17 protein-coding genes are annotated in these 22,512 nt (G+C 43.6%); 15 read left to right on the top strand and 2 right to left on the bottom strand.

The genetic code is table 11. The features are described from left to right. Positions 1-8: 8 nt before the first annotated feature. The 8 genes from dltC (at position 9) to DB729_RS03140 (ending at position 9,527) form a co-directional block, all read left to right on the top strand. Positions 9-248 carry a D-alanine--poly(phosphoribitol) ligase subunit DltC gene (dltC, locus tag DB729_RS03175; protein ID WP_000351973.1) on the top strand — a complete coding sequence of 80 codons (240 nt, stop codon included), beginning with the start codon at positions 9-11 and terminating at the stop codon, positions 246-248. Continuing rightward, positions 241-1,509, top strand: a complete 1,269-nt coding sequence (gene dltD / locus DB729_RS03170) for a D-alanyl-lipoteichoic acid biosynthesis protein DltD (RefSeq protein WP_096421495.1) — start codon at positions 241-243, stop codon at positions 1,507-1,509. Before dltC ends, dltD begins: the two co-directional genes overlap by 8 nt. Before the next feature lie 142 nt (positions 1,510-1,651). Then, on the top strand, positions 1,652-3,715 hold the full coding sequence (gene nt5e, locus DB729_RS03165) for a cell surface ecto-5'-nucleotidase Nt5e (RefSeq protein ID WP_109289548.1): 2,064 nt from the start codon (positions 1,652-1,654) through the stop codon (positions 3,713-3,715). A 148-nt stretch (positions 3,716-3,863) separates the two neighbouring features. After that, positions 3,864-4,304, top strand: a complete 441-nt coding sequence (adcR, locus tag DB729_RS03160) for a zinc-dependent transcriptional regulator AdcR (protein WP_084918040.1) — start codon at positions 3,864-3,866, stop codon at positions 4,302-4,304. After that, on the top strand, positions 4,304-5,008 hold the full coding sequence (locus DB729_RS03155) for a metal ABC transporter ATP-binding protein (RefSeq protein WP_001269482.1): 705 nt from the start codon (positions 4,304-4,306) through the stop codon (positions 5,006-5,008). Before adcR ends, DB729_RS03155 begins: the two co-directional genes overlap by 1 nt. Beyond that, a complete protein-coding gene (locus tag DB729_RS03150; RefSeq protein ID WP_000950023.1) occupies positions 5,001-5,807 on the top strand; it encodes a metal ABC transporter permease in 807 nt (268 codons plus the stop codon). The genes DB729_RS03155 and DB729_RS03150 overlap by 8 nt, the downstream gene beginning before the upstream one ends. A gap of 9 nt (positions 5,808-5,816) precedes the next feature. Next, positions 5,817-7,322, top strand: coding sequence for a zinc ABC transporter substrate-binding lipoprotein AdcA (gene adcA / locus DB729_RS03145; RefSeq protein ID WP_109289549.1), 1,506 nt, complete (start codon positions 5,817-5,819; stop codon positions 7,320-7,322). Positions 7,323-7,847: 525 nt separating this feature from the next. Next, entirely contained in the window at positions 7,848-9,527 is a 1,680-nt protein-coding gene (locus tag DB729_RS03140; RefSeq protein ID WP_165442238.1) for an alpha-L-fucosidase, read from the top strand. Between the two features lie 37 nt (positions 9,528-9,564). Here DB729_RS03140 and DB729_RS03135 read toward each other — a convergent pair whose 3' ends face one another. After that, positions 9,565-11,649 carry a GH92 family glycosyl hydrolase gene (locus DB729_RS03135; RefSeq protein ID WP_109289551.1) on the bottom strand — a complete coding sequence of 695 codons (2,085 nt, stop codon included), beginning with the start codon at positions 11,647-11,649 and terminating at the stop codon, positions 9,565-9,567. Between the two features lie 167 nt (positions 11,650-11,816). On the opposite strand from DB729_RS03135, the gene DB729_RS03130 reads away from it, so the two are divergent. The 4 genes from DB729_RS03130 (at position 11,817) to DB729_RS03115 (ending at position 18,640) form a co-directional block, all read left to right on the top strand. Beyond that, positions 11,817-13,097, top strand: coding sequence for a glycoside hydrolase family 125 protein (locus tag DB729_RS03130; protein ID WP_109289552.1), 1,281 nt, complete (start codon positions 11,817-11,819; stop codon positions 13,095-13,097). A 54-nt stretch (positions 13,098-13,151) separates the two neighbouring features. Further along, positions 13,152-15,797: an alpha-mannosidase gene (locus DB729_RS03125; protein ID WP_109289553.1), complete on the top strand. Its 2,646-nt coding sequence runs from the start codon at positions 13,152-13,154 to the stop codon at positions 15,795-15,797. Positions 15,798-15,896: 99 nt separating this feature from the next. After that, on the top strand, positions 15,897-16,766 hold the full coding sequence (locus DB729_RS03120) for an ROK family protein (protein ID WP_109289554.1): 870 nt from the start codon (positions 15,897-15,899) through the stop codon (positions 16,764-16,766). Further along, complete coding sequence (locus DB729_RS03115) at positions 16,760-18,640, top strand: beta-N-acetylhexosaminidase (protein ID WP_109289555.1); 1,881 nt, start codon at positions 16,760-16,762, stop codon at positions 18,638-18,640. Before DB729_RS03120 ends, DB729_RS03115 begins: the two co-directional genes overlap by 7 nt. Here DB729_RS03115 and DB729_RS09490 read toward each other — a convergent pair. Next, a complete protein-coding gene (locus DB729_RS09490) occupies positions 18,637-18,828 on the bottom strand; it encodes a hypothetical protein (RefSeq protein WP_109289827.1) in 192 nt (63 codons plus the stop codon). The two genes, DB729_RS03115 and DB729_RS09490, sit on opposite strands and share 4 nt — an antisense overlap. 216 nt (positions 18,829-19,044) lie before the next feature. On the opposite strand from DB729_RS09490, the gene DB729_RS03105 reads away from it, so the two are divergent. The 3 genes from DB729_RS03105 to DB729_RS03095 all read left to right on the top strand — a co-directional run bounded on the left by DB729_RS03105 (position 19,045) and on the right by DB729_RS03095 (position 22,500). Beyond that, positions 19,045-19,974: an ABC transporter permease gene (locus DB729_RS03105; protein WP_109289556.1), complete on the top strand. Its 930-nt coding sequence runs from the start codon at positions 19,045-19,047 to the stop codon at positions 19,972-19,974. Positions 19,975-19,987: 13 nt separating this feature from the next. Further along, entirely contained in the window at positions 19,988-20,908 is a 921-nt protein-coding gene (locus DB729_RS03100; protein WP_000818291.1) for a carbohydrate ABC transporter permease, read from the top strand. Between the two features lie 107 nt (positions 20,909-21,015). Continuing rightward, a complete protein-coding gene (locus tag DB729_RS03095) occupies positions 21,016-22,500 on the top strand; it encodes an ABC transporter substrate-binding protein (protein WP_000800425.1) in 1,485 nt (494 codons plus the stop codon). Positions 22,501-22,512 lie beyond the last annotated feature (12 nt).

The following is a 22,512-nucleotide window of genomic DNA, read 5'->3' as shown; positions in this document are numbered from 1 at the left end:
TATGAAAAATGGATATCAAATCAGAAGTTATTGAAATTATTGATGAGTTGTTTATGGAAGATGTTTCTGACATGATGGATGAAGATCTTTTTGATGCTGGTGTCTTGGATAGCATGGGAACGGTTGAATTGATTGTTGAGATTGAAAACCGTTTTGACATTCGTGTTCCAGTGACGGAGTTCGGTCGTGATGACTGGAATACGGCTAATAAAATCGTAGAAGGTATTACGGAGTTGCAGAATGCTTAAACGCTTGTGGCTGATCTTTGGGCCTATCTTCATTGCTGGATTTTTGGTTCTTCTACTCATCTTTTTTTATCCAAGTACAACAAGCCATAATCTGACGGAGGAGAAATACTCTGCGGCTTCTATTAGTACAGAGAGCTTTAAGGAGAGAAGTCAAAAAGTGAGGGCTCTTACGGATCCAAATATGCGTTTTATTCCTTTTCTAGGGTCCAGTGAATGGATTCGATTTGATAGTGTCCATCCAGCTGTTTTAGCGGAAAAATACCATCGTCCCTATCGTCCTTACTTTCTAGGTCAAGCAGGAGCAGCCTCTCTAAATCAATATTTTGGTCTACAGCAAATTTTGCCAGAAATAGAGAATAAGCAGGCGGTATTTGTGATTTCGCCTCAGTGGTTTACGGAGACAGATTATGAACCCGCAGCGTTTCAGAGATTTTTTAACAGTGACCAATTGACAGCTTTTTTGGAAAATCAATCTGGTGATATTGCTGCAAAGCATGCGGCTATTCGATTGTTAAAGCAGAATCCTAATGTTGCATTAAAAGGCATTGTTCAAAAACTGTCAAAGGGTGAAGAATTATCAGAGGTTGATCAGGTTGCTATTGATATTTTTGCGCGATTCAATGAAAAGCAATCCGCTCTCTTTGGACAATTCTCCATTCGAGGAAAACTCAAGTACAAGGAACACGTGGAGAACTATTTAAAGGATCTTCCGGATCAATTTTCTTATGATGAGTTAGAAAAAATTGTTCGTAAGGACGCAGAAGCAAATACGACCAATAACGATATGGGGATGGAAAATCATTTCTATACGAGAGAGGTTAAAAAGGATTTAAAAAAATGGGAAGGGTATCAAAAAAATTACAACTTCCTCAAGTCCTCTGAGTACAATGATTTGCAGCTGGTCCTCAATCAATTTGCTAAGTCGAATGTCAATGTACTCTTTGTCATCCAGCCCGTTAACAAGAAGTGGATGGAGTACACAGGGCTCAGCGAAGAGATGTATCAACATGCAGTGGAGAAAATTCGTTACCAATTAGAAAGTCAGGGCTTTACCAATATTGCTGATTTTTCAAAAAATGGAGGAGATCCATATTTTGTTAAAGATACCATTCATCTAGGATGGTTGGGTTGGCTAGCTTTTGATAAGGTTGCCAATCCTTTCTTAACGGATCCAAAGCCAGCTCCAGACTACAAGATGAATAACCGCTTCTTTAGCAAGGACTGGGCGACCTATGATGGGAATATGAATGATTTCCAATAAAACCAGATAAAAGTTTGGGATTTGAACCCAAGCTTTTTTTGTTTAAATAGCGAATGTTTTAGATGAAAATAAGTCAAAAGTTTCAAATTTTCTAGAAATATCGTATAATATAAAGGAAAAAAGAAAAGAAAAGGATTTCAAAATGAATAAACGTTCTTTGTTACCTGTCTTATCGACAGCTCTATTAGCCCCAGCCTTTTTAGCTGGACAAGTATACGCTGAAGAAGCAACAACTCCTGCAGAAAGTTCAGCTGTTGTAGCAACTCCCGCCACGTCGGAGGCTCCTGCTCCTGTGTCGAACCCTGTAGCGTCAGCAACTCCAACAAACGAGGTAGAGACTCCAGCAACCGTTGCATCTGCAGAAGCTCCGTCAGCTCCTGCTGAATCTACTAAAAGCGAAGAAAAGGACACCGTTATCTTACACACCAATGATGTCCATGGTCGTATCGTAGAGGAAAAAGGAGTAATTGGAGATGCCAAGTTAGCGACTGTCATTGAGCAGGAACGTGCGAAATCAAATCAAAATACTCTGGTTGTTGATGCGGGAGACGCCTTCCAAGGTTTGCCGATTTCCAACTCTACGAAGGGTGAAGCGCGTGCTGAAATTCTCAATCAGATGCAGTATGATGCCATGGCAGTAGGAAACCATGAGTTTGACTTTGGCCTTGATGAAGTTAAAAAATACAAGGAAATCTTGAAATTCCCATTACTTAGCTCAAATACCTATGTCAATGGCGCTCGTCTTTTTGAAGCTTCTACAATTGTTGATAAAGATAAGACTGTGGAAGGTGATGAATTTGTTGTAATCGGTGTGACAACACCTGAAACCGCTACAAAAACCCACCCTAAAAACATTAAAGGGGTAACTTTTACAGATCCAATCTCTGAAGTCAATAAGGTCATCGAAGAAGTTCAAGCCAAGGCTCGTGCAGAAGGCAAGGACTACAAACACTATGTTGTGCTCGCTCACTTGGGTGTAGATACCACAACTCCAGTCGAGTGGCGTGGTTCAACCTTGGCAGAAGCTCTATCTAAAAATCCTCGTCTCAAAGGCAAACGTGTGACAGTTATTGATGGGCATTCTCATACAGTAGCTTCCACAACTTATGGCAACAATGTTACCTATAACCAAACAGGAAGTTACCTTCATAATGTTGGGAAAGTTATCTACAAATCACGTCAGCTTTTGGGGAATCCTACGTTGATTGCAGCTGCTGATGCCAAGAAATTGACTGCCAATCCAAAAGTTGAAAAACTAGTCAAAGACATTAAACAAAAATACGATGCTGAAAATGCAGTTGAGATTGTCTCAAACAGCCCTGTAGAACTAAACGGTGATCGTGAAAATGTTCGAGTTCGTGAAACCAACCTCGGAAACGTCGTAGCAGACTCTCTCTATCAGTATGGTCAAACAGGATTTAGCCATCCGACAGACATCGCTGTGACAAATGGTGGTGGCTTGCGTGAAACCATTGCAAAAGGCAAACCAATCACTAAAGGAAATGTCATTGCTGTTCTTCCATTTGGAAATACCATTTCACAAATCCAAGTGACGGGGCAACAAGTCTTAGATATGTTTGAAAAATCACTCGGATCTATCTTGCAGGTCGATAAGGATGGCAAGAAGGTCTTGGATGAGAACGGACAACCATTGCTAGAACCAAGTGGTGGCTTCTTGCAAGTTTCAGGTGTGAAGGTCTACTATGATACCAACCTCCCATCAGGCAAACGTGTCTTGGCTATCCAGGTTAAAAACCGTGCGACTGGTCGTTATGATCTCCTGGACCTCGCAAAAACTTACTATCTTGCAACCAATGATTTCCTAGCTGCGGGTGGTGATGGCTACACGATGTTAGGTGGTGCGCGAGAAGAAGGTCCTTCTATGGATGCAGCCTTTGAAGAGTATCTTAAAACAGCTGATTTGACCCAGTATGAAAAGATCAATCCGAACTCACGGACGATTTCTGTGGACTCTACAACTTTTAGTCTGCCAGTAGAAACGCCTCAAACGAATGCGACTGCTAACGATGCGACTACAAATGTGCCATTGACTTATGAGGTGGCAGGTCAATTTAGCAAGAAGGCAGTTGTCTCAGAAAAAGCCCTCCCAAATACAGGAAGCGAACAGTCCATCTTCTTGCTCTTGATGGGAATGGTAGCTGGCTTGGCAGGTATCTTATCGAGTCGAAAACCAAAGCAAAAATAGGTTAAATTTTACATCTAGAAGAGTCTAGGGAAACGTTTTTACGCCTTTTTCCCTTGACTCTTTTTTGGTTTATGATATAATTAACCAGTAAAGAATCGGTGGCTATCTCTATTTTTTACGAAAAAGATAGCTTGGGAAGGAGTAACACATGAGACAGCTTGCACAGGAAATCGACAATTTTTTAAACGAGGTGATCTTGAGATCTGAGAACCAGCATGAAATTCTGATCGGGCATTGCACGAGTGACGTTGCCTTGACCAATACTCAGGAACACATCCTCATGCTCTTGTCAAAAGAATCCCTAACCAACTCGGAGTTGGCCCGTCGCCTTAATGTCAGTCAGGCGGCAGTGACCAAGGCTATCAAGTCTTTGGTTAAAGAGGGTATGTTAGAGACATCCAGAGATCCAAAAGATGCGCGTGTGGTTTTTTACCAACTGACAGAACTAGCTCGACCAGTAGCAGAGGAACACCACCATCATCATGAACACACGCTCTTAGCCTATGAACAAGTAGCAAGTCAGTTTACTCCAAATGAACAAGAAGTTATCCAGCGGTTTTTAACTGCTTTAGTAGGAGAAATCAAATAATGAGGTATATTACAGTAGAGGACTTGTCTTTCTATTATGACAAGGAACCTGTCCTCGAACATATCAACTATAGTGTTGATAGTGGGGAGTTTGTCACCCTGACTGGTGAAAATGGGGCTGCCAAGACGACGCTTATCAAGGCGAGCCTAGGCATCTTGCAACCAAGATTTGGCAAGGTAACCATCTCAAAGACAAATACTCATGGGAAAAAGCTTAGGATAGCTTATCTTCCCCAGCAGATAGCCAGTTTTAATGCTGGCTTTCCGAGTACGGTTTATGAATTTGTCAAGTCGGGCCGCTATCCGCGAAAGGGTTGGTTCCGTCGCTTGAACGCCCATGATGAGGAGCATATCAAGGCCAGTCTAGACTCAGTTGGTATGTGGGAACACCGTGACAAACGAATTGGCTCCCTCTCGGGAGGCCAAAAGCAACGAGCAGTGATTGCCCGGATGTTTGCTTCTGACCCAGATATCTTTGTCCTAGATGAGCCGACGACAGGGATGGATGCGGGGAGCAAAAATGAATTTTACGAACTCATGCACCATAGTGCCCACCATCATGGCAAGGCTGTTTTGATGATTACCCATGATCCTGAGGAGGTCAAGGACTATGCGGATCGCAATATTCATCTGGTTCGTAACCAAGATTCGCCGTGGCGTTGTTTCAATGTTCACGAAAGCGACCAGGAGGTGGACCATGCTTAGTTTGTTATCTTATGACTTTATGCAGCGTGCCTTCTTGGCGGTCATTGCCATGAGTCTCTTTTCTCCGGTTCTTGGGACTTTCCTTATCTTACGTCGTCAGAGTCTCATGAGCGATACCCTCAGTCACGTTTCTCTATCAGGAGTAGCCTTTGGTCTGGTTTTGGGAATTTCTCCAACCATTTCAACCATTGCCATTGTCTTGATCGCTGCGGTCTTTCTAGAGTATCTCCGGACAGTCTATAAGAACTTTATGGAAATCGGGACTGCCATCCTCATGTCAACAGGACTTGCAGTGTCTCTTATCGTGATGAGTAAGGGGAAAAGTTCGAGCTCCATGAGTTTGGACCAATATCTCTTTGGTTCGATTGTGACCATTAGCCAGGAGCAGGTGATATTCCTCTTTGCCATTGCGGCGGTCGTTTTACTCTTGACTTTCTTGTTCTTGCGACCAATGTATATCCTGACTTTTGATGAGGACACGGCCTTTGTGGATGGCTTGCCAGTTCGTACCATGTCTATCCTCTTTAACATGGTGACAGGGGTGGCCATTGCCCTTATGATACCAGCGGCAGGAGCTCTTCTGGTATCGACCATTATGGTCTTGCCAGCTAGTATTGCCCTTCGTCTGGGGAAAAATTTCAAATCCGTTATGTTACTAGCCAGCGCTATTGGCTTTTTGGGAATGGTGGCAGGTCTCTATATTTCCTACTATGCGGAAACACCTGCCAGCGCTAGTATCACCATTATCTTTGTAGCTGTCTTTTTGTTAGTCAGTCTACTGAAACGTTTTATCAAATAGGAGAATGAAATGAAAAAATTGAGCTTACTACTGGCTAGTCTATGTGCCCTGTTTTTAGTGGCTTGTTCCAATCAAAAACAGGCAGATGGGAAACTCAATATCGTGACAACCTTTTACCCTGTCTACGAATTTACCAAGCAAGTCGCAGGAGATACTGCTAATGTAGAACTTCTAATCGGTGCTGGTACAGAACCCCATGAGTATGAACCGTCTGCCAAGGCAGTTGCCAAAATCCAAGACGCAGATACCTTTGTCTATGAAAATGAAAATATGGAAACTTGGGTTCCTAAATTGCTAGATACTTTGGATAAGAAAAAAGTGAAAACCATCAAGGCGACAGGTGATATGCTCCTCTTGCCAGGTGGTGAGGAAGAAGAGGGAGACCATGACCATGGCGGTGAGGGTCACCATCACGACTACGATCCCCACGTTTGGCTTTCACCAGCACGCGCCATCAAACTGGTAGAGCATATCCGTGACAGCTTGTCAGCAGATTATCCTGATAAAAAAGAGACCTTTGAAAAGAACGCGGCTGCTTATATCGAAAAATTGCAAGCCTTGGATAAGGCTTATGCAGAAGGCTTGTCTCAAGCTAAACAAAAGAGCTTTGTGACTCAGCACGCAGCCTTTAACTATCTTGCCTTGGACTATGGACTCAAACAAGTCGCAATTTCAGGTCTCTCTCCAGATGCAGAGCCATCAGCTGCTCGTCTGGCAGAATTGACAGAGTATATCAAGAAAAACAAGATTTCTTATATCTACTTTGAAGAAAATGCCTCACAAGCCCTTGCTAATACACTTTCAAAAGAGGCAGGTGTCAAAACAGATGTCCTCAATCCTTTAGAAAGTCTGACTGAAGAGGACACCAAGGCGGGAGAAAATTACATCTCTATCATGGAGAAAAACCTCAAGGCTTTGAAACAAACAACAGACCAAGAAGGGCCAGAAATTGAGCCAGAAAAGGAAGAAAACACCAAGACAGTTCACAATGGTTACTTTGAGGATGCAGATGTCAAAGACCGTACCTTGAGTGACTATGTAGGCAACTGGCAGTCAGTTTATCCTTTCCTTGAAGATGGGACCTTTGATCAAGTCTTTGACTACAAGGCTAAGTTGACTGGTAAGATGACCAAGGATGAGTACAAGGCCTACTATAGAAAAGGCTATCAGACAGATGTGACTAAGATCAACATCACGGATAACACTATGGAATTTGTTCAAGGTGGCCAAAGCAAGAAATTCACCTACAAGTATGTCGGCAAGAAAATCTTGACCTATAAGAAAGGCAATCGTGGTGTGCGCTTCCTCTTTGAAGCGACAGATGCGGACGCTGGACAGTTCAAGTATGTTCAGTTTAGTGACCACAATATCGCCCCAGTTAAGGCAGAACATTTCCATATCTTCTTTGGAGGTACTAGCCAAGAGGCCCTCTTTGAAGAGATGGATAACTGGCCAACCTACTATCCAGATAACCTATCTGGCCAAGAAATCGCCCAAGAAATGTTGGCACATTGATGCAAGAGAGAATCCCGCAAATCTGCGGGATTTTTTGCTGGAAATGATTAGGTTGTTAGGTATTATAGTATCACAGCTGTGCTGTTCACAATGTGATAAAGAGGTCATTTTCTACTGGCTGATTCTCACTAGCTGGCGAATGCAAAAGCTACGATTGTACAAATTATAGAATCTTTTCAGGGGATTTAGGAAGGGAGCTTAGTCATATTGACGCTGCTATCGCTTTTTGTTATAGTCAAAGAGAGAGTGGTCTGGAACAATAGTTTATTCACAGTCTGTGGATAAGTCTAGGGGGGAAATGACATACAACTCAGGGTGTTGAAGTATCCTGATAATAGTTCTGTATATTAGTGACTTGCTAGAGAGCTAGCAGAAATCCTAGTACAGAGCTATTTTACAAAGATCTGTTTAGATTTACAGGTCCAAAGTCTAAGAGCTGGAGTCTGAAGAAATTAGTTTTTAGGTATGCTTTCTTATCCACAAGTTGTGGATAACTTTGTGAACAAGAGAAAGAGATGTGAGATGATGACGAAAATAAAACCGCATGGACCATTACCAAATCAGGCCCAGCTAGCTTATTTAGAGGATGAACTAGCTGCCTTTATCCATTTTGGTCCCAATACCTTTTATGACCAAGAATGGGGAAGTGGGCGAGAGGATCCTAAGCGTTTCAACCCGACCAAGTTGGATGCGCGTGAATGGGTTCGGGTACTCAAAGAAACAGGTTTTAAAAAGCTGATTTTGGTGGTTAAGCACCACGATGGTTTTGTCCTCTACCCGACAGTACATACAGATTATTCGGTCAAGGCTAGCCCTTGGAGGGATGGAAAGGGGGATTTGCTTCTCGAAGTTTCCCAAGCTGCGACTGAGTTTGACATGGATATGGGAGTGTATTTGTCTCCTTGGGATGCTCACAGTCCCCTCTATCACGTTGACCGAGAAGCGGGCTACAATGCCTACTATCTGGCTCAATTGAAGGAAATCTTGTCAAATCCTGCCTATGGAAATGCTGGTAAGTTCGCTGAGGTGTGGATGGATGGTGCTCGAGGAGAAGGGGCCCAGAAGGTCAACTATGAGTTTGAGACTTGGTTTGAAACCATTCGTGACTTGCAGGGCGATTGTTTGATTTTCTCAACTGAAGAGACCAGTATTCGCTGGATTGGAAATGAACGAGGCTATGCAGGGGATCCCTTGTGGCAAAAGGTCAAACCAGACCAGTTAGGAACAGAGGCGGAATTAGATTATCTACAGCACGGAGACCCCTTTGGGACGCTATTTTCAATCGGTGAGGCAGATGTTTCTCTTCGGCCGGGCTGGTTTTACCATGAGGATCAGGACCCCAAGTCTCTCGAGGAATTGGTCGAATTCTACTTTCACTCGGTGGGTCGGGGTACACCTCTCTTACTCAATATTCCGCCAAACCAAGATGGCCTCTTTGACGAAAAGGATATCCGGCGACTGTATGAATTTGCTGCCTACCGTGACACACTCTATAGGGAAGATTTAGCTCTGGGAGCCAAGGTATCTGGCCCTGCTCTATCACCAGACTTTGCTTGTCATCATCTGACAGATGGACTGGAGGCTAGTTCTTGGGCAAGTGATGCAGAGTTGCCAATCCAATTAGAGCTCGATTTAGGGGCACTTAAAACTTTTGATGTGATTGAGTTAAGAGAAGATTTGAAGTTGGGGCAACGCATCGCTGCTTTCCATGTTCAGGTAGAGTTGGATGGTGTCTGGCAGGAGTTTGGCTCTGGTTATACTGTTGGCTACAAACGTCTCTTACGAGGATCAGTCGTTGAGGCGCAGAAGATACGCGTGACCATTACAGAGGCACAGGCTTTGCCTTTGTTGACCAAAATTTCACTCTATAAAACACCTACCTTGTTGAAAAAAGAAGCTGTTCAGCAACTAGAGTTTTCAGAAAAAAGTCTAGCTGTGACCAAGGGAGAAAATGTCCACTTTACAGTTAAGCGCAGAGAATGTAGTGGTCCTTTAGAAGCTAAGATTTCGATTCAACCAGGGACGGGTGTACATGGTGTCGCTTATCAGGATGAGATTCAAGTCCTTGCGTTTCAAGTTGGCGAGACTGAAAAAAGATTGACGCTTCCAACCTTGTATTATACAGGAGATAAAACCTTGGATTTCTATCTGAACCTAACGGTGGGTGGTCAGCTTGTAGATCAACTTCAAGTCCAAGTTTCATAAAAAAAACCTTTGCGCGATGCAAAGGTTTTTTGGGTTATTAGTGATTTGGTAGCCAGCTGAGGGTGAAGGTCAGTTGCTCAGCTTTCAAGAGGTCTTGGTGTTGAATGCTAGATACTATAGTCTTGTCCAATCGGCATTCTTTGACAAAGTTGAAATGGCTGTGGTTTTGCTCGGCATGGATATCCAGCCATTTATTTTCCTTAGCTAGGTAGATACGGAGATGGTCAAAGAGAGGGATTCCGAGATCATAACTTGGTTTGCCCGGACAGGTCGGGTAGAATCCAAGAGCTGACCAGATGTACCAAGCAGAGAGACTGCCATTGTCCTCATCGCCAGGATAGGCTTTCCAGCTGGGGTGAAAGGCTTTCTGACGGAGCGTCTTGATGAGAAGGGCAGTGTAGTCTGGGTAGTTGCTGTAGCGGAAGAGATAAGGGATGTGGAAGCTAGGCTGGTTAGAGATGGCGAGTTGTCCAAAGGGAGCTGTTGCCATCTCGCTCATCTCGTGAATCTCGTAACCATAGCCGGTGGTTTCAAAGAGAGGAGCGTCCTGACAGGCTTTCAATAGATAATTGCTGAAGGCTTCTTTTCCACCCATAAGTTGGATTAAGCCTGGGATGTCATGGAGGACGCCTAAAGTCGCTTGAATGGCAGAGCATTCGGCGTAGTCGCGTCCCCAACCATAAGGAGAGAAGTCAGGGCGGAAGTTGCCTTGGCTATCTCGCGCTCGCATGTAACCTGTCTCAGCATCAAATAGATGACGGTAATTTTGAGACGCAGTTCTATAAGTTTCCGCGATGTCATTCTGACCTAGTTTTTCGGCACAGCTGGCGATACAAAAATCACTATAGGCATAGTCTAGGGTATGGCTGACGCTTTCGTGGTGGTCGGTAGAGAGGTAGCCCAGTTCTTGGTATTGGGCTAGTCCGTGGCGGCCATTGATGCCGAGAGGGTCGGACTTAGTGGCTGTTTCAAGCATGGCTTGAAGGAGTTCTTTTTCTAGGTCGGGGGCCATGTCCTTGCAGGCGCTGTCTGCGATAATGCCATCTAAAAGGGTACCAGGCATCATACCCCGTTCGTCCGGAGCTAGCCATTTTGGAAGGAATCCAGTATCGCGGTAGCTATTGAGGAAACCTTCTAAAAAGCGGTGATAGTGCTCCGGTATGATAAGGGCAAAGAGGGGGAAGGTGGTGCGGAAGGTATCCCAGAAGCCATTGTTGCTAAAGAGGACGCCGGGCTTGATAGTACCAGTAGCCAGATCCATGTGGATGGCTTGCCCTGATTCATCAACCTCATAAAAAGTCTGCGGGAAGAGGAAGAGTCTGTAGAGGCAGTGATCAAAGAAGGTCCGGTCAGTCTCTCCTGTCTCTAGTATGTCAAAACGATGGAGGAGGTCTTCCCAGTCTGCTTTCGCACTTTCTTTACAGCTATCAAAGTCCGTTTGAGGTAGATTAAGCAGAGCTTGAGAAGGCGAGATGAAAGAAGTTGCTAGCTGGATGTCAGCATGACTATCTGTCAGGTCAATTCGCCAGTCTCCACCTTCTTGGCTGACAGCAAGAATATCCGTATTCATTTGCAGGGCAGTGAATAGTTTTAGCGTATTTTTGTTTGTCTCTGTTTTTCCTTCTTGTCGTAGGGAAAGAGTCCGCTTATCTACTTGCTTGACTGTCAAGTCATCTGCTGCGTGAAGATAGAGGGAGAGGGCTTTGCCTTGCTTTTGCTCCAAACGAATAGAAGCGCCATAGCAAGTCGGTGTAAGCTGGGTTTCAATCTGAAAGCGCAGGGAGAAAATCTTCAGATAATGAGGTTGGAAGGAAGCTTTATCCCTATCATAGGAGGATTGACGGTGAAAGAGGCTATCTCCCCCAAGCTGGCCGGTGATAGGTGTCAGAAGCAGCCAAGAGTAGTCGCCAATCCAAGGACTGGGCTGGTGGGTTAATCGAATCCCTTGAAAGATGGGCAGATGTGGTTCGAAAAACCAAGCTCCCTCCTGATCGCTGGTCTGAGGCACAAAATAATTCATCCCAAAAGGAACGCCCGTGTAAGGCAGGGTATTTCCCCGAGAAAAGGCATGCTTGCTAGCAGTCCCAAAGCGGGTATCGATGGTTTCAAGTAGTGGTTTCATGGTATTTCCTTTAGCTGTTTTCTACATTATATCAGAAAAAATGGTCTTTAGAAAAGGAGTTTCAAATATAACAATTTTGTAGAAAAATGACTATCATTTGTGTATATATTTTCTGGGCTAAAAGCTATATACTGAAAATGAATCTTGTTTGAATGAGGTAAAAGTTTATGGTATATTCTAAAGAAATTGTTAGAGAATGGCTGGATGAAGTAGCGGAGCGGGCTAAGGACCATCCCGAGTGGGTGGATGTCTTCGAGCGTTGCTATACAGATACCTTGGACAATACGGTTGAAATCTTAGAAGATGGCTCAACTTTTGTCTTGACTGGGGATATTCCTGCCATGTGGCTTCGGGATTCGACAGCCCAACTTAGACCCTACCTTCATGTGGCTAAAAAAGATCCTCTCTTGCGTCAGACCCTTGCAGGTTTGGTCAAGCGTCAGATGACCTTGATTCTCAAGGATCCGTATGCCAACTCCTTTAACATTGAGGAGAACTGGAAGGGGCACCATGAGACTGACCACACAGACCTTAACGGCTGGATTTGGGAGCGTAAGTACGAGGTGGACTCGCTTTGTTATCCTTTGCAGCTGGCTTATCTCCTTTGGAAAGAGACTGGCGAGATCAGTCAATTTGATGAGACTTTTGTCGCAGCGACCAAGGAAATTCTTCATCTGTGGACAGTGGAACAAGACCACAAGAACTCTCCTTATCGTTTTGTCCGTGATACGGACCGCAAGGAAGATACTCTGGTAAATGATGGCTTTGGACCTGCCTTTGCAGTGACAGGTATGACCTGGTCAGCCTTCCGACCAAGTGATGATTGTTGTCAGTATAGCTACTTGATTCCGTCCAATATGTTTGCAGTAGTGGTCTTGGGTTATGTCCAAGAAATCTTTGCAGAACTAGACCTAGTTGATAGCTCAAGTATCATTGTAGACGCTAAACGTCTGCAAGCTGAAATCCAAGAAGGCATCGAAAATTACGCCTACACAACTAACAGCAAGGGTGAAAAGATTTACGCCTTTGAAGTGGATGGCCTAGGAAATGCTAGCATCATGGATGATCCAAATGTACCGAGTCTGCTGGCTGCGCCTTATCTGGGCTATTGCGACATTGAAGACGAAGTGTATCAAGCAACACGTCGTACCATTTTGAGCCCTGAAAATCCATATTTCTACCAAGGTGAATATGCTAGTGGGCTCGGAAGTTCTCACACCTTCTATCGTTATATCTGGCCCATTGCCCTTTCTATCCAAGGCTTGACAACAAGTGATAAGGCAGAGAAGAAATTCTTGCTCGATCAGCTCGTTGCCTGCGATGGTGGCACAGGTGTCATGCATGAAAGCTTCCACGTAGATGATCCAACGCTCTACTCTCGTGAATGGTTCTCTTGGGCCAACATGATGTTTTGTGAGTTAGTCTTGGATTATCTAGATATTCGCTAGTCAGTTCTTTAGTTAGATAGAAATAAAAATTTAAGTTAGAATGAGGTTTTACTCATGGAAAATGTTGTTGTACATATTATCTCACATAGTCACTGGGACCGTGAGTGGTATCTACCTTTTGAAAGCCACCGGATGCAGTTGGTGGAATTGTTTGACAATCTTTTTGATCTCTTTGAAAATGACCCTGAGTTCAAGAGTTTCCACTTGGATGGACAAACCATTGTCCTGGATGACTACTTGGAAATTCGCCCTGAAAATCGCGACAAAGTCCAAGGTTACATCGACCAAGGCAAACTCAAAATTGGTCCCTTTTACATCTTGCAGGATGATTACTTGATTTCTAGCGAAGCCAACGTCCGCAATACCTTGATTGGTCAAGCAGAATGTGCAAAATGGGGCAAATCAACCCAGATTGGTTATTTCCCAGATACCTTTGGAAATATGGGACAAGCTCCTCAAATCCTTCAAAAATCAGGCATTCACGTGGCAGCTTTTGGGCGTGGTGTGAAGCCGATTGGATTTGACAACCAAGTTCTCGAAGATGAGCAGTTTACTTCCCAGTTTTCAGAAATGTACTGGCAGGGTGCAGACGGAAGTCGTGTCCTCGGTATCCTCTTTGCCAACTGGTACAGTAATGGAAATGAAATTCCAGTTGATAAGGATGAAGCCCTGGCCTTCTGGAAACAAAAACTGTCAGACGTGCGTGACTACGCTTCGACCAACCAATGGTTGATGATGAACGGATGTGACCACCAGCCTGTACAGCGAAATCTGAGCGAAGCCATTCGTGTGGCCAATGAACTCTTTCCAGATGTGACCTTTGTGCATAGTTCCTTTGATGACTATGTCCATGCAGTAGAAAGTGCTCTACCTGAGCAACTATCTACCGTTACAGGTGAGTTGACCAGTCAGGAAACAGATGGCTGGTACACACTTGCCAACACTTCTTCTTCACGCATTTACCTCAAACAAGCCTTCCAAGAAAATAGCAACTTGCTAGAACAAGTAGTGGAGCCATTGACTGTCATCACTGGCGGGCACAACCATAAGGACCAGTTGACCTATGCTTGGAAAGTCCTTCTACAAAATGCGCCACATGACAGTATCTGTGGCTGTAGCGTGGACGAGGTTCACCGTGAGATGGAGACACGTTTTGCCAAGGTTAACCAAGTTGGAAATTTCGTTAAGACCAATCTTCTCAACGAGTGGAAGGGTAAAATTGCAACCCACGAAGCCCAAAGCGATCATCTCTTTACGGTCATCAACACAGGCTTGCATGACAAGGTTGATACGGTCAGCACCGTGATTGATGTGGCGACTTGTGATTTCAAGGAATTGCACCCAACAGAAGGCTATAAGAAGATGGCAGCTTTGACCTTGCCAAGCTACCGTGTCGAAGACTTAGAAGGGCATGCTGTAGAAGCGAAAATCGAAGATCTGGGAGCTAATTTTGAGTATGATTTACCAAAAGACAAGTTCCGTCAGGCTCGTATCGCTCGACAAGTGCGCGTGACAGTGCCTGTTCATCTGGCACCACTTTCTTGGACAACCTTCCAATTGCTTGAAGGAGAACAAGAACACCGTGACGGTATTTACCAAAATGGAGTGATTGATACGCCATTTGTAACGGTCAGTGTAGATGAAAATATCACAGTCTACGACAAGACAACTCATGAAGCTTATGAAGATGTTCTTCGCTTTGAAGACCGTGGTGACATTGGAAATGAGTACATCTATTTCCAACCAAAAGGAACAGAACCTATCTACGCAGAACTCAAAGGCTGTGAAGTCTTGGAAAATACAGCTCGTTTTGCCAAGATTTTGCTCAAGCATGAATTGACAATTCCAGTAAGTGCAGATGAAAAACTGGATGCGGAACAAAGAGGTATCATCGAGTTTATGACGCGTGAAGCTGGGCGCTCAGAAGAATTGACAACCCTTCCTCTGGAAACAGAGATGACCGTCTTTGTCGACAATCCACAAATCCGCTTCAAGACTCGCTTTACTAATACTGCCAAGGACCACCGTATCCGTCTCTTGGTCAAGACTCATAATACGCGTCCAAGCAATGATTCGGAAAGCATTTATGAGGTGGTGACACGACCAAACAAACCAGCTGCTTCTTGGGAAAATCCTGAAAATCCTCAACACCAACAAGCCTTTGTCGGCCTTTATGATGATGAAAAAGGGGTGACAGTGGCAAATAAAGGATTGCACGAGTATGAAATCCTTGGAGACGACACCATTGCAGTGACCATTCTTCGTGCCTCAGGTGAGTTAGGTGACTGGGGTTACTTCCCGACACCAGAGGCTCAGTGCTTGCGTGAGTTTGAAGTCGAGTTTGCTCTCGAATGCCACCAAGCAGGGGAACGCTTCTCAGCCTTCCGTCGTGCCAAAGCCTTCCAAACACCATTCACTAGTCTTCAAGTTGCTAAACAAGAAGGAAGTGTTGCTGCGACTGGTAGCCTCTTGAGTCATGCGGCACTCAGCTTACCACAAGTCTGCCCAACAGCCTTTAAGGTAGCTGAAAATGAAGAAGGATATGTACTTCGTTACTACAATATGAGTCAAGAAAATGTGCGTATATCAGAACAGCAACAAACCATTCTTGACTTACTTGAGCGACCATATCCCGTTCATTCAGGACTCTTAGCACCACAAGAAATTCGTACAGAATTGATCAAAAAAGAAGACATTTAACAGTTTTAAAGTGTTTGATAACTAATACTATGAGATAGAAAGGAGGGGCGAAAGAGTAAGGACTAACTACTGATTCGCCCCTTTTTACGGTAAAGAACAATGACCATTGCAACCATTGATATCGGAGGGACTGGGATTAAGTTTGCCAGTCTGACTCCTGATGGAAAAATACTAGATAAGACAAGTACACCGACACCAGAAACTCTAGAAGATTTACTGGCATGGCTAGAACAACGTCTTTCGGAGCAAGATTATAAGGGCATTGCCATGAGCGTTCCAGGCGCGGTCAATCAAGAAACAGGTGTGATTGAGGGAATTAGTGCCGTACCTTATATTCACGGTTTTTCTTGGTATGAGGCCCTTGCTCATCATCAGCTGCCTGTCCATCTAGAAAATGATGCCAACTGTGTTGGACTTAGTGAACTGCTGGCTCACCCAGAGATTGAAAATGCAGCCTGTGTCGTGATTGGGACAGGGATCGGTGGAGCTATGATTATCAATGGAAAACTTCACCGAGGTCGCCACGGCTTAGGTGGTGAGTTTGGCTACATGACAACTATTGAACCAGCTGAAAAACTCAACAACTGGTCGCTACTAGCCTCTACAGGAAACATGGTTCGCTACGTAATTGAAAAATCTGGTCAGACTGACTGGGATGGTCGCAAGATTTACCAAGAAGCTTCGGCTGGAAATGTCCTTTGCCAAGAAGCCATTGAGCGCATGAACCGTAATCTGGCGCAAGGCTTGCTCAATATTCAGTATCTGATCGATCCAGATGTCATTAGTCTGGGAGGCTCTATCAGTCAAAATCCAGATTTTATCCAAGGGGTCAAAAAAGCTGTTGATGAATTTGTCGAAACCTACGAAGAATACACGGTCGCACCAGTTATCCAAGCTTGCACCTATCATGCAGATGCCAATCTCTACGGTGCCCTTGTCAACTGGTTGCAGGAGGAAAACCAATGGTAATTTTTACAGGACTTAGTCCCAAACAAGAGCAAGCATTAGAGTTGCTTAAAAAGCACATTTCGCTAGCAGATGTAGAGGTAGCAGTCGCTCAGTCTGACCAAGCCTCTATCTCTATCAAGGGTGAGGATGGCCACTATCAACTAACTTATGACAAACCTCACCAACTTTACCGCGCCTTGTCCTTGTTGGCAACAGCTCTAGTAGAAGGTGATAAGGTAGAGATTGAAGAACAAGCTGCTTACGAAGAGTTGGCCTACATGGCAGACTGTTCGCGAAATGCAGTACTAAATGTGGCTTCTGCCAAACAGATGATTGAAGTCTTGGCTCTCATGGGCTACTCAACCTTTGAGCTTTACATGGAAGATACTTATCAGATTGAGGGACAACCTTACTTTGGTTATTTCCGTGGTGCTTACTCGGCTGAGGAGTTGCAGGAAATAGAAGCCTACGCCCAGCAGTTTGACATGACCTTTGTGCCTTGTATCCAGACCTTGGCCCACTTGTCGGCCTTCGTCAAATGGGGTGTTAAGGAAGTGCAGGAACTCCGTGATGTAGAGGACATTCTCCTTATTGGCGAAGAAAAGGTTTATGATTTGATTGATGGCATGTTTGCAACGCTATCTAAACTACAAACTCGCAAGGTCAATATCGGCATGGACGAAGCCCACCTGGTTGGCTTGGGACGCTACCTGATCTTGAACGGTGTTGTGGACCGTAGTCTCCTCATGTGCCAACACTTGGAGCGCGTGCTGGACATTGCTGACAAGTATGGTTTCCACTGCCAGATGTGGAGTGATATGTTCTTTAAACTCATGTCAGCAGATGGCCAGTACGACCGTGATGTGGAAATTCCTGAGGAAACTCGTGTCTACCTAGCCCGTCTCAAAGACCGTGTGACTTTGGTTTACTGGGATTATTATCAGGACAGTGAAGAGAAATACAACCGTAATTTCCGCAATCACCACAAGATTAGCCAAGATATTGCCTTTGCAGGTGGTGCTTGGAAGTGGATTGGTTTTACCCCACACAACCATTTCAGCCGTCTAGTGGCTATCGAGGCCAATAAATCCTGTCGTGCTAATCAGATCAAAGAAGTCATCGTAACTGGTTGGGGGGACAATGGTGGCGAGACAGCCCAGTTTTCTATCCTACCCAGCTTGCAAATCTGGGCAGAACTCAGCTACCGCAATGACCTAGACCGTTTGTCTGCACACTTCAAGACCAATACGGGTCTATCCGTTGAGGACTTTATGCAGATTGACCTAGCTAATCTCTTGCCAGACCTACCAGGCAATCTCAGCGGGATCAATCCAAACCGCTATGTCTTTTATCAGGATGTTCTCTGTCCGATTCTTGATCGACACATGACACCTGAACAGGACAAGCCACACTTCGTGCATGCTGCGGAGACCCTTGCTGAAATCAAAGAAAAAGCTGGCGCCTACTCTTACCTCTTTGAAACTCAGGCTCAGTTGAATGCTATTTTAAGTAGTAAGGTTGATGTAGGAAGACGAATTCGTCAAGCTTATCAAGCAGATGATAAAGCAAGCCTGCAAGAGATTGCTCAACAAGAATTACCAAAACTCAGAAGTGAGATTGAAACTTTCCACAAACTCTTTAGTCAACAATGGCTGAAAGAAAACAAGGTCTTTGGTTTGGATACGGTCGATATCCGTATGGGCGGACTCTTACAAAGGATCAAGCGAGCAGAGAGTCGCATCGAGGCTTATCTGGCAGGTCAGATTGACCGTATCGAAGAATTAGAAGTTGAAATCCTTCCATTTAATGATTTTTATGGAGACAAGGACTTTGCAGCCACAACAGCCAACCAGTGGCACACCATTGCGACCGCATCGACGATTTATACGACTTAATACTCTTCGAAAATCTCTTCAAACCACGTCAGCTTCGCCTTGCCGTAGGTATGGTTACTGACTTCGTCAGTCTTATCTACAACCTCAAAACAGTGTTTTGAGCTGACTTCGTCAGTTTTATCTGCAACCTCAAAGCAGTGCTTTGAGCAGCCTGTGGCTAGCTTCCTAGTTTGCTCTTTGATTTTCATTGAGTATAAAAACAAGAACAGTTTCCCTTGTTCAGAGTGTTTCTCGTGAAACCTATTTCTTATAAAAAAACTTCTCCACATAAAATAATTTGTGGAGTTTTTTCTATAATTAGTAGTTTAAACTATTCTTAAAATAAGAGTATACTAATTATGTAATCGTTATCAAACCTAAAAATTCGATGAAATCGGTTTTTAGGAATAAAATGGGAGGAAATTATGAAAAAGTTTTCAAAGACCTTGAGAGATAACTGGATTTTTCTCTTGATGGTTTTACCAGGGGCACTTTGGTTGATTCTATTCTTCTATATCCCAGTATTTGGAAATGTGGTCGCCTTTAAAGATTACCATATGAGTGGTGAAGGATTTATCCACAGTATTATGAATAGTAAGTGGGTCGGCCTCGATAACTTTAAGTTCTTGTTTAGTTCTAAAGATGCCTTTATCATTACTCGAAATACCGTCCTTTACAACCTTGGATTCATCTTTGTTGGTTTGATTGTGTCGGTTGGAATTGCTATCATCCTCAGTGAGCTTCGTTCTAAGAGAATGGTTAAAATTTTCCAAACGTCTATGTTATTCCCATACTTCTTGTCATGGGTTATCATCAGTTTCTTTACAGATGCATTCCTCAACATTGACAAGGGTGTAATCAACCACTTCCTTTCTTCCATTGGATTGAAGGAAATTAACTTCTACGCTGACTTAGGTATTTGGCCATATCTTCTCCTTTTCCTAGGTATCTGGAAAGGATTCGGATATAGCAGTGTCATGTACTATGCGACTATCATGGGAATTGACCCTACCTACTACGAAGCAGCAACAGTGGACGGGGCTAGCAAGTGGCAACGGATTCGCAATGTAACGATTCCACAGTTGACACCGCTGATAACTGTTTTGACTATCCTTGCAGTCGGAAACATCTTCCGTGCAGATTTCGGTCTTTTCTATCAAATCCCACACAATGCTGGTCAGCTCTATAATGTAACCAACGTACTAGACGTCTATGTCTATAATGGTTTGACTCAGACAGCGGATATTGGTATGGCATCAGCAGCTGGTCTTTATCAGTCAGTTGTCGGTTTGATTCTCGTTATCTTATCAAATATACTCGCAAGACGAGTAGATCCAAATTCAGCACTATTCTAGAAAGGAGGAAAGCATGGCAGAAAAAATTAAAAAAGCAAAAATTGATAATGTCGGCATTCACTCCTTTAGTAAGAAGGCAGATATCTTCTTCAGTATTATTTCTGGATTGATTGCTCTCTCTTGTATCTTGCCCTTTATCTTTGTCATCATGATTTCCATCACAGATGAAAAGAGCATCCTTCAACATGGATATAGCTTTTTCCCATCACAGTTTGGATTAGATGGCTTCGAGTTTTTGGCTCAGTTTAAAGATAAGATATTACAAGCGCTCTTTATCTCAGTGTTTGTAACAGTAGTCGGAACCTTGACAAACGTCTTTATCACAACAACTTATGCCTACGCCATTTCACGGACAACTTTTAAGTACCGCAGATTCTTTACAGTTTTCGTCCTACTTAGTATGTTGTTCAACGCCGGTTTGGTTCCAGGCTATATCGTGGTAACTCGTTTGCTTCAACTAGGTGATACAGTTTGGGCCTTGATTGTTCCAATGCTTCTCTCACCATTTAACATCATCTTGATGCGTTCCTTCTTCAAAAAGACTATTCCAGAAGCCATTCTGGAGTCCGCTCGTATCGATGGTGCTAGTGAAGCCCGGATCTTCTTCCAAATCTGTTTACCATTGTCATTACCGGGTATCGCAACCATCACGCTTTTGACAGCTCTTGGTTTCTGGAACGACTGGTTTAACGCCCTTCTTTACATCAAGAGTGACAACTTGTATCCATTGCAGTATTTGCTCATGCAAATCCAACAAAATATGGACTACATCGCCAAAGCAGTCGGTCTTTCTGGTCAACTGGGAGTCGCTCTTCCAAAGGAAACAGGACGTATGGCCATGGTTGTCGTTGCAACCCTTCCGATTGCCATTCTGTATCCATTCTTCCAACGCTACTTTGTTAAAGGTTTGACAATCGGTGGTGTGAAAGAATAGCACTTACTGAGAAACACCGTTTCTCCCTTCCCAACTTCATCTTAGTGACTGAAGTTAAAATCATTAAATCGTTTATAAGTTTAAAAATAAAAAAAGGAGTTTTTATCATGAAAAACTGGAAAAAATATGCTTTTGCATCTGCTAGCGTAGTAGCTTTGGCTGCAAGTCTTGCTGCTTGTGGAAACCTTTCAGGTAACAACAAAAAAGCTGCTGACTCAGGATCAGGAGAAAAACCTGTTATTAAAATGTACCAAATCGGTGACAAGCCAGATAACTTGGATGAATTGCTAGAAAATGCAAACAAAATCATCGAAGAAAAAGTTGGTGCTAAATTGGATATCCAATACCTTGGATGGGGTGACTACGGTAAGAAAATGTCAGTTATCACATCATCAGGTGAAAACTACGATATCGCTTTTGCAGATAACTACATCGTAAACGCGCAAAAAGGTGCTTATGCTGACTTGACAGAATTGTACAAGAAAGAAGGGGCAGAGCTTTATAAAGCACTTGACCCAGCTTACATCAAAGGGAACACTGTAAACGGTAAGATCTACGCTGTTCCAGTTGCGGCTAACGTTGCATCTTCACAAAACTTTGCCTTCAACGGAACTCTTCTTGCTAAATACGGAATCGACATTTCAGGTGTAAATTCATACGAAACACTTGAACCAGTCTTGAAACAAATCAAAGAAAAAGCTCCAGATGTAGTACCATTTGCAGTTACTAAGAACTTCATCCCTTCTGAAAACTTTGACTACCCAGTAGCAAACGGACTTCCATTCGTTATCGACCTTGAAGGGGATACTACTAAGATCGTAAACCGTTACGACGTTCCTCGTTTCAAAGAACACTTGAAAACTCTTCACAAATTCTACGAAGCAGGATACATTCCAAAAGACGTAGCAACAAGCGACACTTCATTTGACCTTCAACAAGACACTTGGTTCGTTCGTGAAGAAACAGTAGGACCAGCTGACTACGGTAACAGCTTGCTCTCTCGTGTAGCTAACAAAGACATCCAAATCAAACCATTCACTAACTTCATCAAGAAAAACCAAACAACTCAAGTTGCTAACTTTGTTATCTCAAACAACTCTAAGAACAAAGAAAAATCAATGGAAGTGTTGAACCTCTTGAACACTAACCCTGAACTCTTGAACGGACTTGTTTACGGTCCAGAAGGCAAGAACTGGGAGAAAATTGAAGGTAAAGAAAACCGTGTACGTGTCCTTGAAGGATACAAAGGAAACACTCACATGGGTGGATGGAACACTGGTAACAACTGGATCCTTTACATCAACGAAAACGTTACAGACCAACAAATCGAAGATTCTAAGAAACAATTGGCAGAAGCTAAAGAATCTCCAGCGCTTGGATTCATCTTTAACACTGATAGCGTAAAATCTGAAATCTCTGCAATCACTAACACAATGCAACAATTCGATACAGCTATCAACACTGGTACTGTAGACCCAGATAAAGCAATCCCAGAATTAATGGAAAAATTGAAATCTGAAGGTGCATACCAAAAAGTATTGGATGAAATGCAAAAACAATACGACGAATTCTTGAAAAGCAAAAAATCATAAGATTGATTGATT

It is taken from the genome of Streptococcus halitosis (assembly GCF_003143695.2).
In the GTDB taxonomy this organism is placed as follows: domain Bacteria; phylum Bacillota; class Bacilli; order Lactobacillales; family Streptococcaceae; genus Streptococcus; species Streptococcus halitosis.
The sequence above is the reverse complement of the archived record's forward strand: the minus strand, read 5'-3'. Positions and strand labels throughout refer to the sequence as shown.

Coding starts and splice junctions, on each gene's coding strand:
- dltC (WP_000351973.1), top strand. CDS start 9: ATGGATATCAAATCAGAAGTTATTGAAATTATTGATGAGTTGTTTATG.
- dltD (WP_096421495.1), top strand. CDS start 241: ATGCTTAAACGCTTGTGGCTGATCTTTGGGCCTATCTTCATTGCTGGA.
- nt5e (WP_109289548.1), top strand. CDS start 1,652: ATGAATAAACGTTCTTTGTTACCTGTCTTATCGACAGCTCTATTAGCC.
- adcR (WP_084918040.1), top strand. CDS start 3,864: ATGAGACAGCTTGCACAGGAAATCGACAATTTTTTAAACGAGGTGATC.
- DB729_RS03155 (WP_001269482.1), top strand. CDS start 4,304: ATGAGGTATATTACAGTAGAGGACTTGTCTTTCTATTATGACAAGGAA.
- DB729_RS03150 (WP_000950023.1), top strand. CDS start 5,001: ATGCTTAGTTTGTTATCTTATGACTTTATGCAGCGTGCCTTCTTGGCG.
- adcA (WP_109289549.1), top strand. CDS start 5,817: ATGAAAAAATTGAGCTTACTACTGGCTAGTCTATGTGCCCTGTTTTTA.
- DB729_RS03140 (WP_165442238.1), top strand. CDS start 7,848: ATGACGAAAATAAAACCGCATGGACCATTACCAAATCAGGCCCAGCTA.
- DB729_RS03135 (WP_109289551.1), bottom strand. CDS start 11,649: ATGAAACCACTACTTGAAACCATCGATACCCGCTTTGGGACTGCTAGC.
- DB729_RS03130 (WP_109289552.1), top strand. CDS start 11,817: ATGGTATATTCTAAAGAAATTGTTAGAGAATGGCTGGATGAAGTAGCG.
- DB729_RS03125 (WP_109289553.1), top strand. CDS start 13,152: ATGGAAAATGTTGTTGTACATATTATCTCACATAGTCACTGGGACCGT.
- DB729_RS03120 (WP_109289554.1), top strand. CDS start 15,897: ATGACCATTGCAACCATTGATATCGGAGGGACTGGGATTAAGTTTGCC.
- DB729_RS03115 (WP_109289555.1), top strand. CDS start 16,760: ATGGTAATTTTTACAGGACTTAGTCCCAAACAAGAGCAAGCATTAGAG.
- DB729_RS09490 (WP_109289827.1), bottom strand. CDS start 18,828: ATGAAAATCAAAGAGCAAACTAGGAAGCTAGCCACAGGCTGCTCAAAG.
- DB729_RS03105 (WP_109289556.1), top strand. CDS start 19,045: ATGAAAAAGTTTTCAAAGACCTTGAGAGATAACTGGATTTTTCTCTTG.
- DB729_RS03100 (WP_000818291.1), top strand. CDS start 19,988: ATGGCAGAAAAAATTAAAAAAGCAAAAATTGATAATGTCGGCATTCAC.
- DB729_RS03095 (WP_000800425.1), top strand. CDS start 21,016: ATGAAAAACTGGAAAAAATATGCTTTTGCATCTGCTAGCGTAGTAGCT.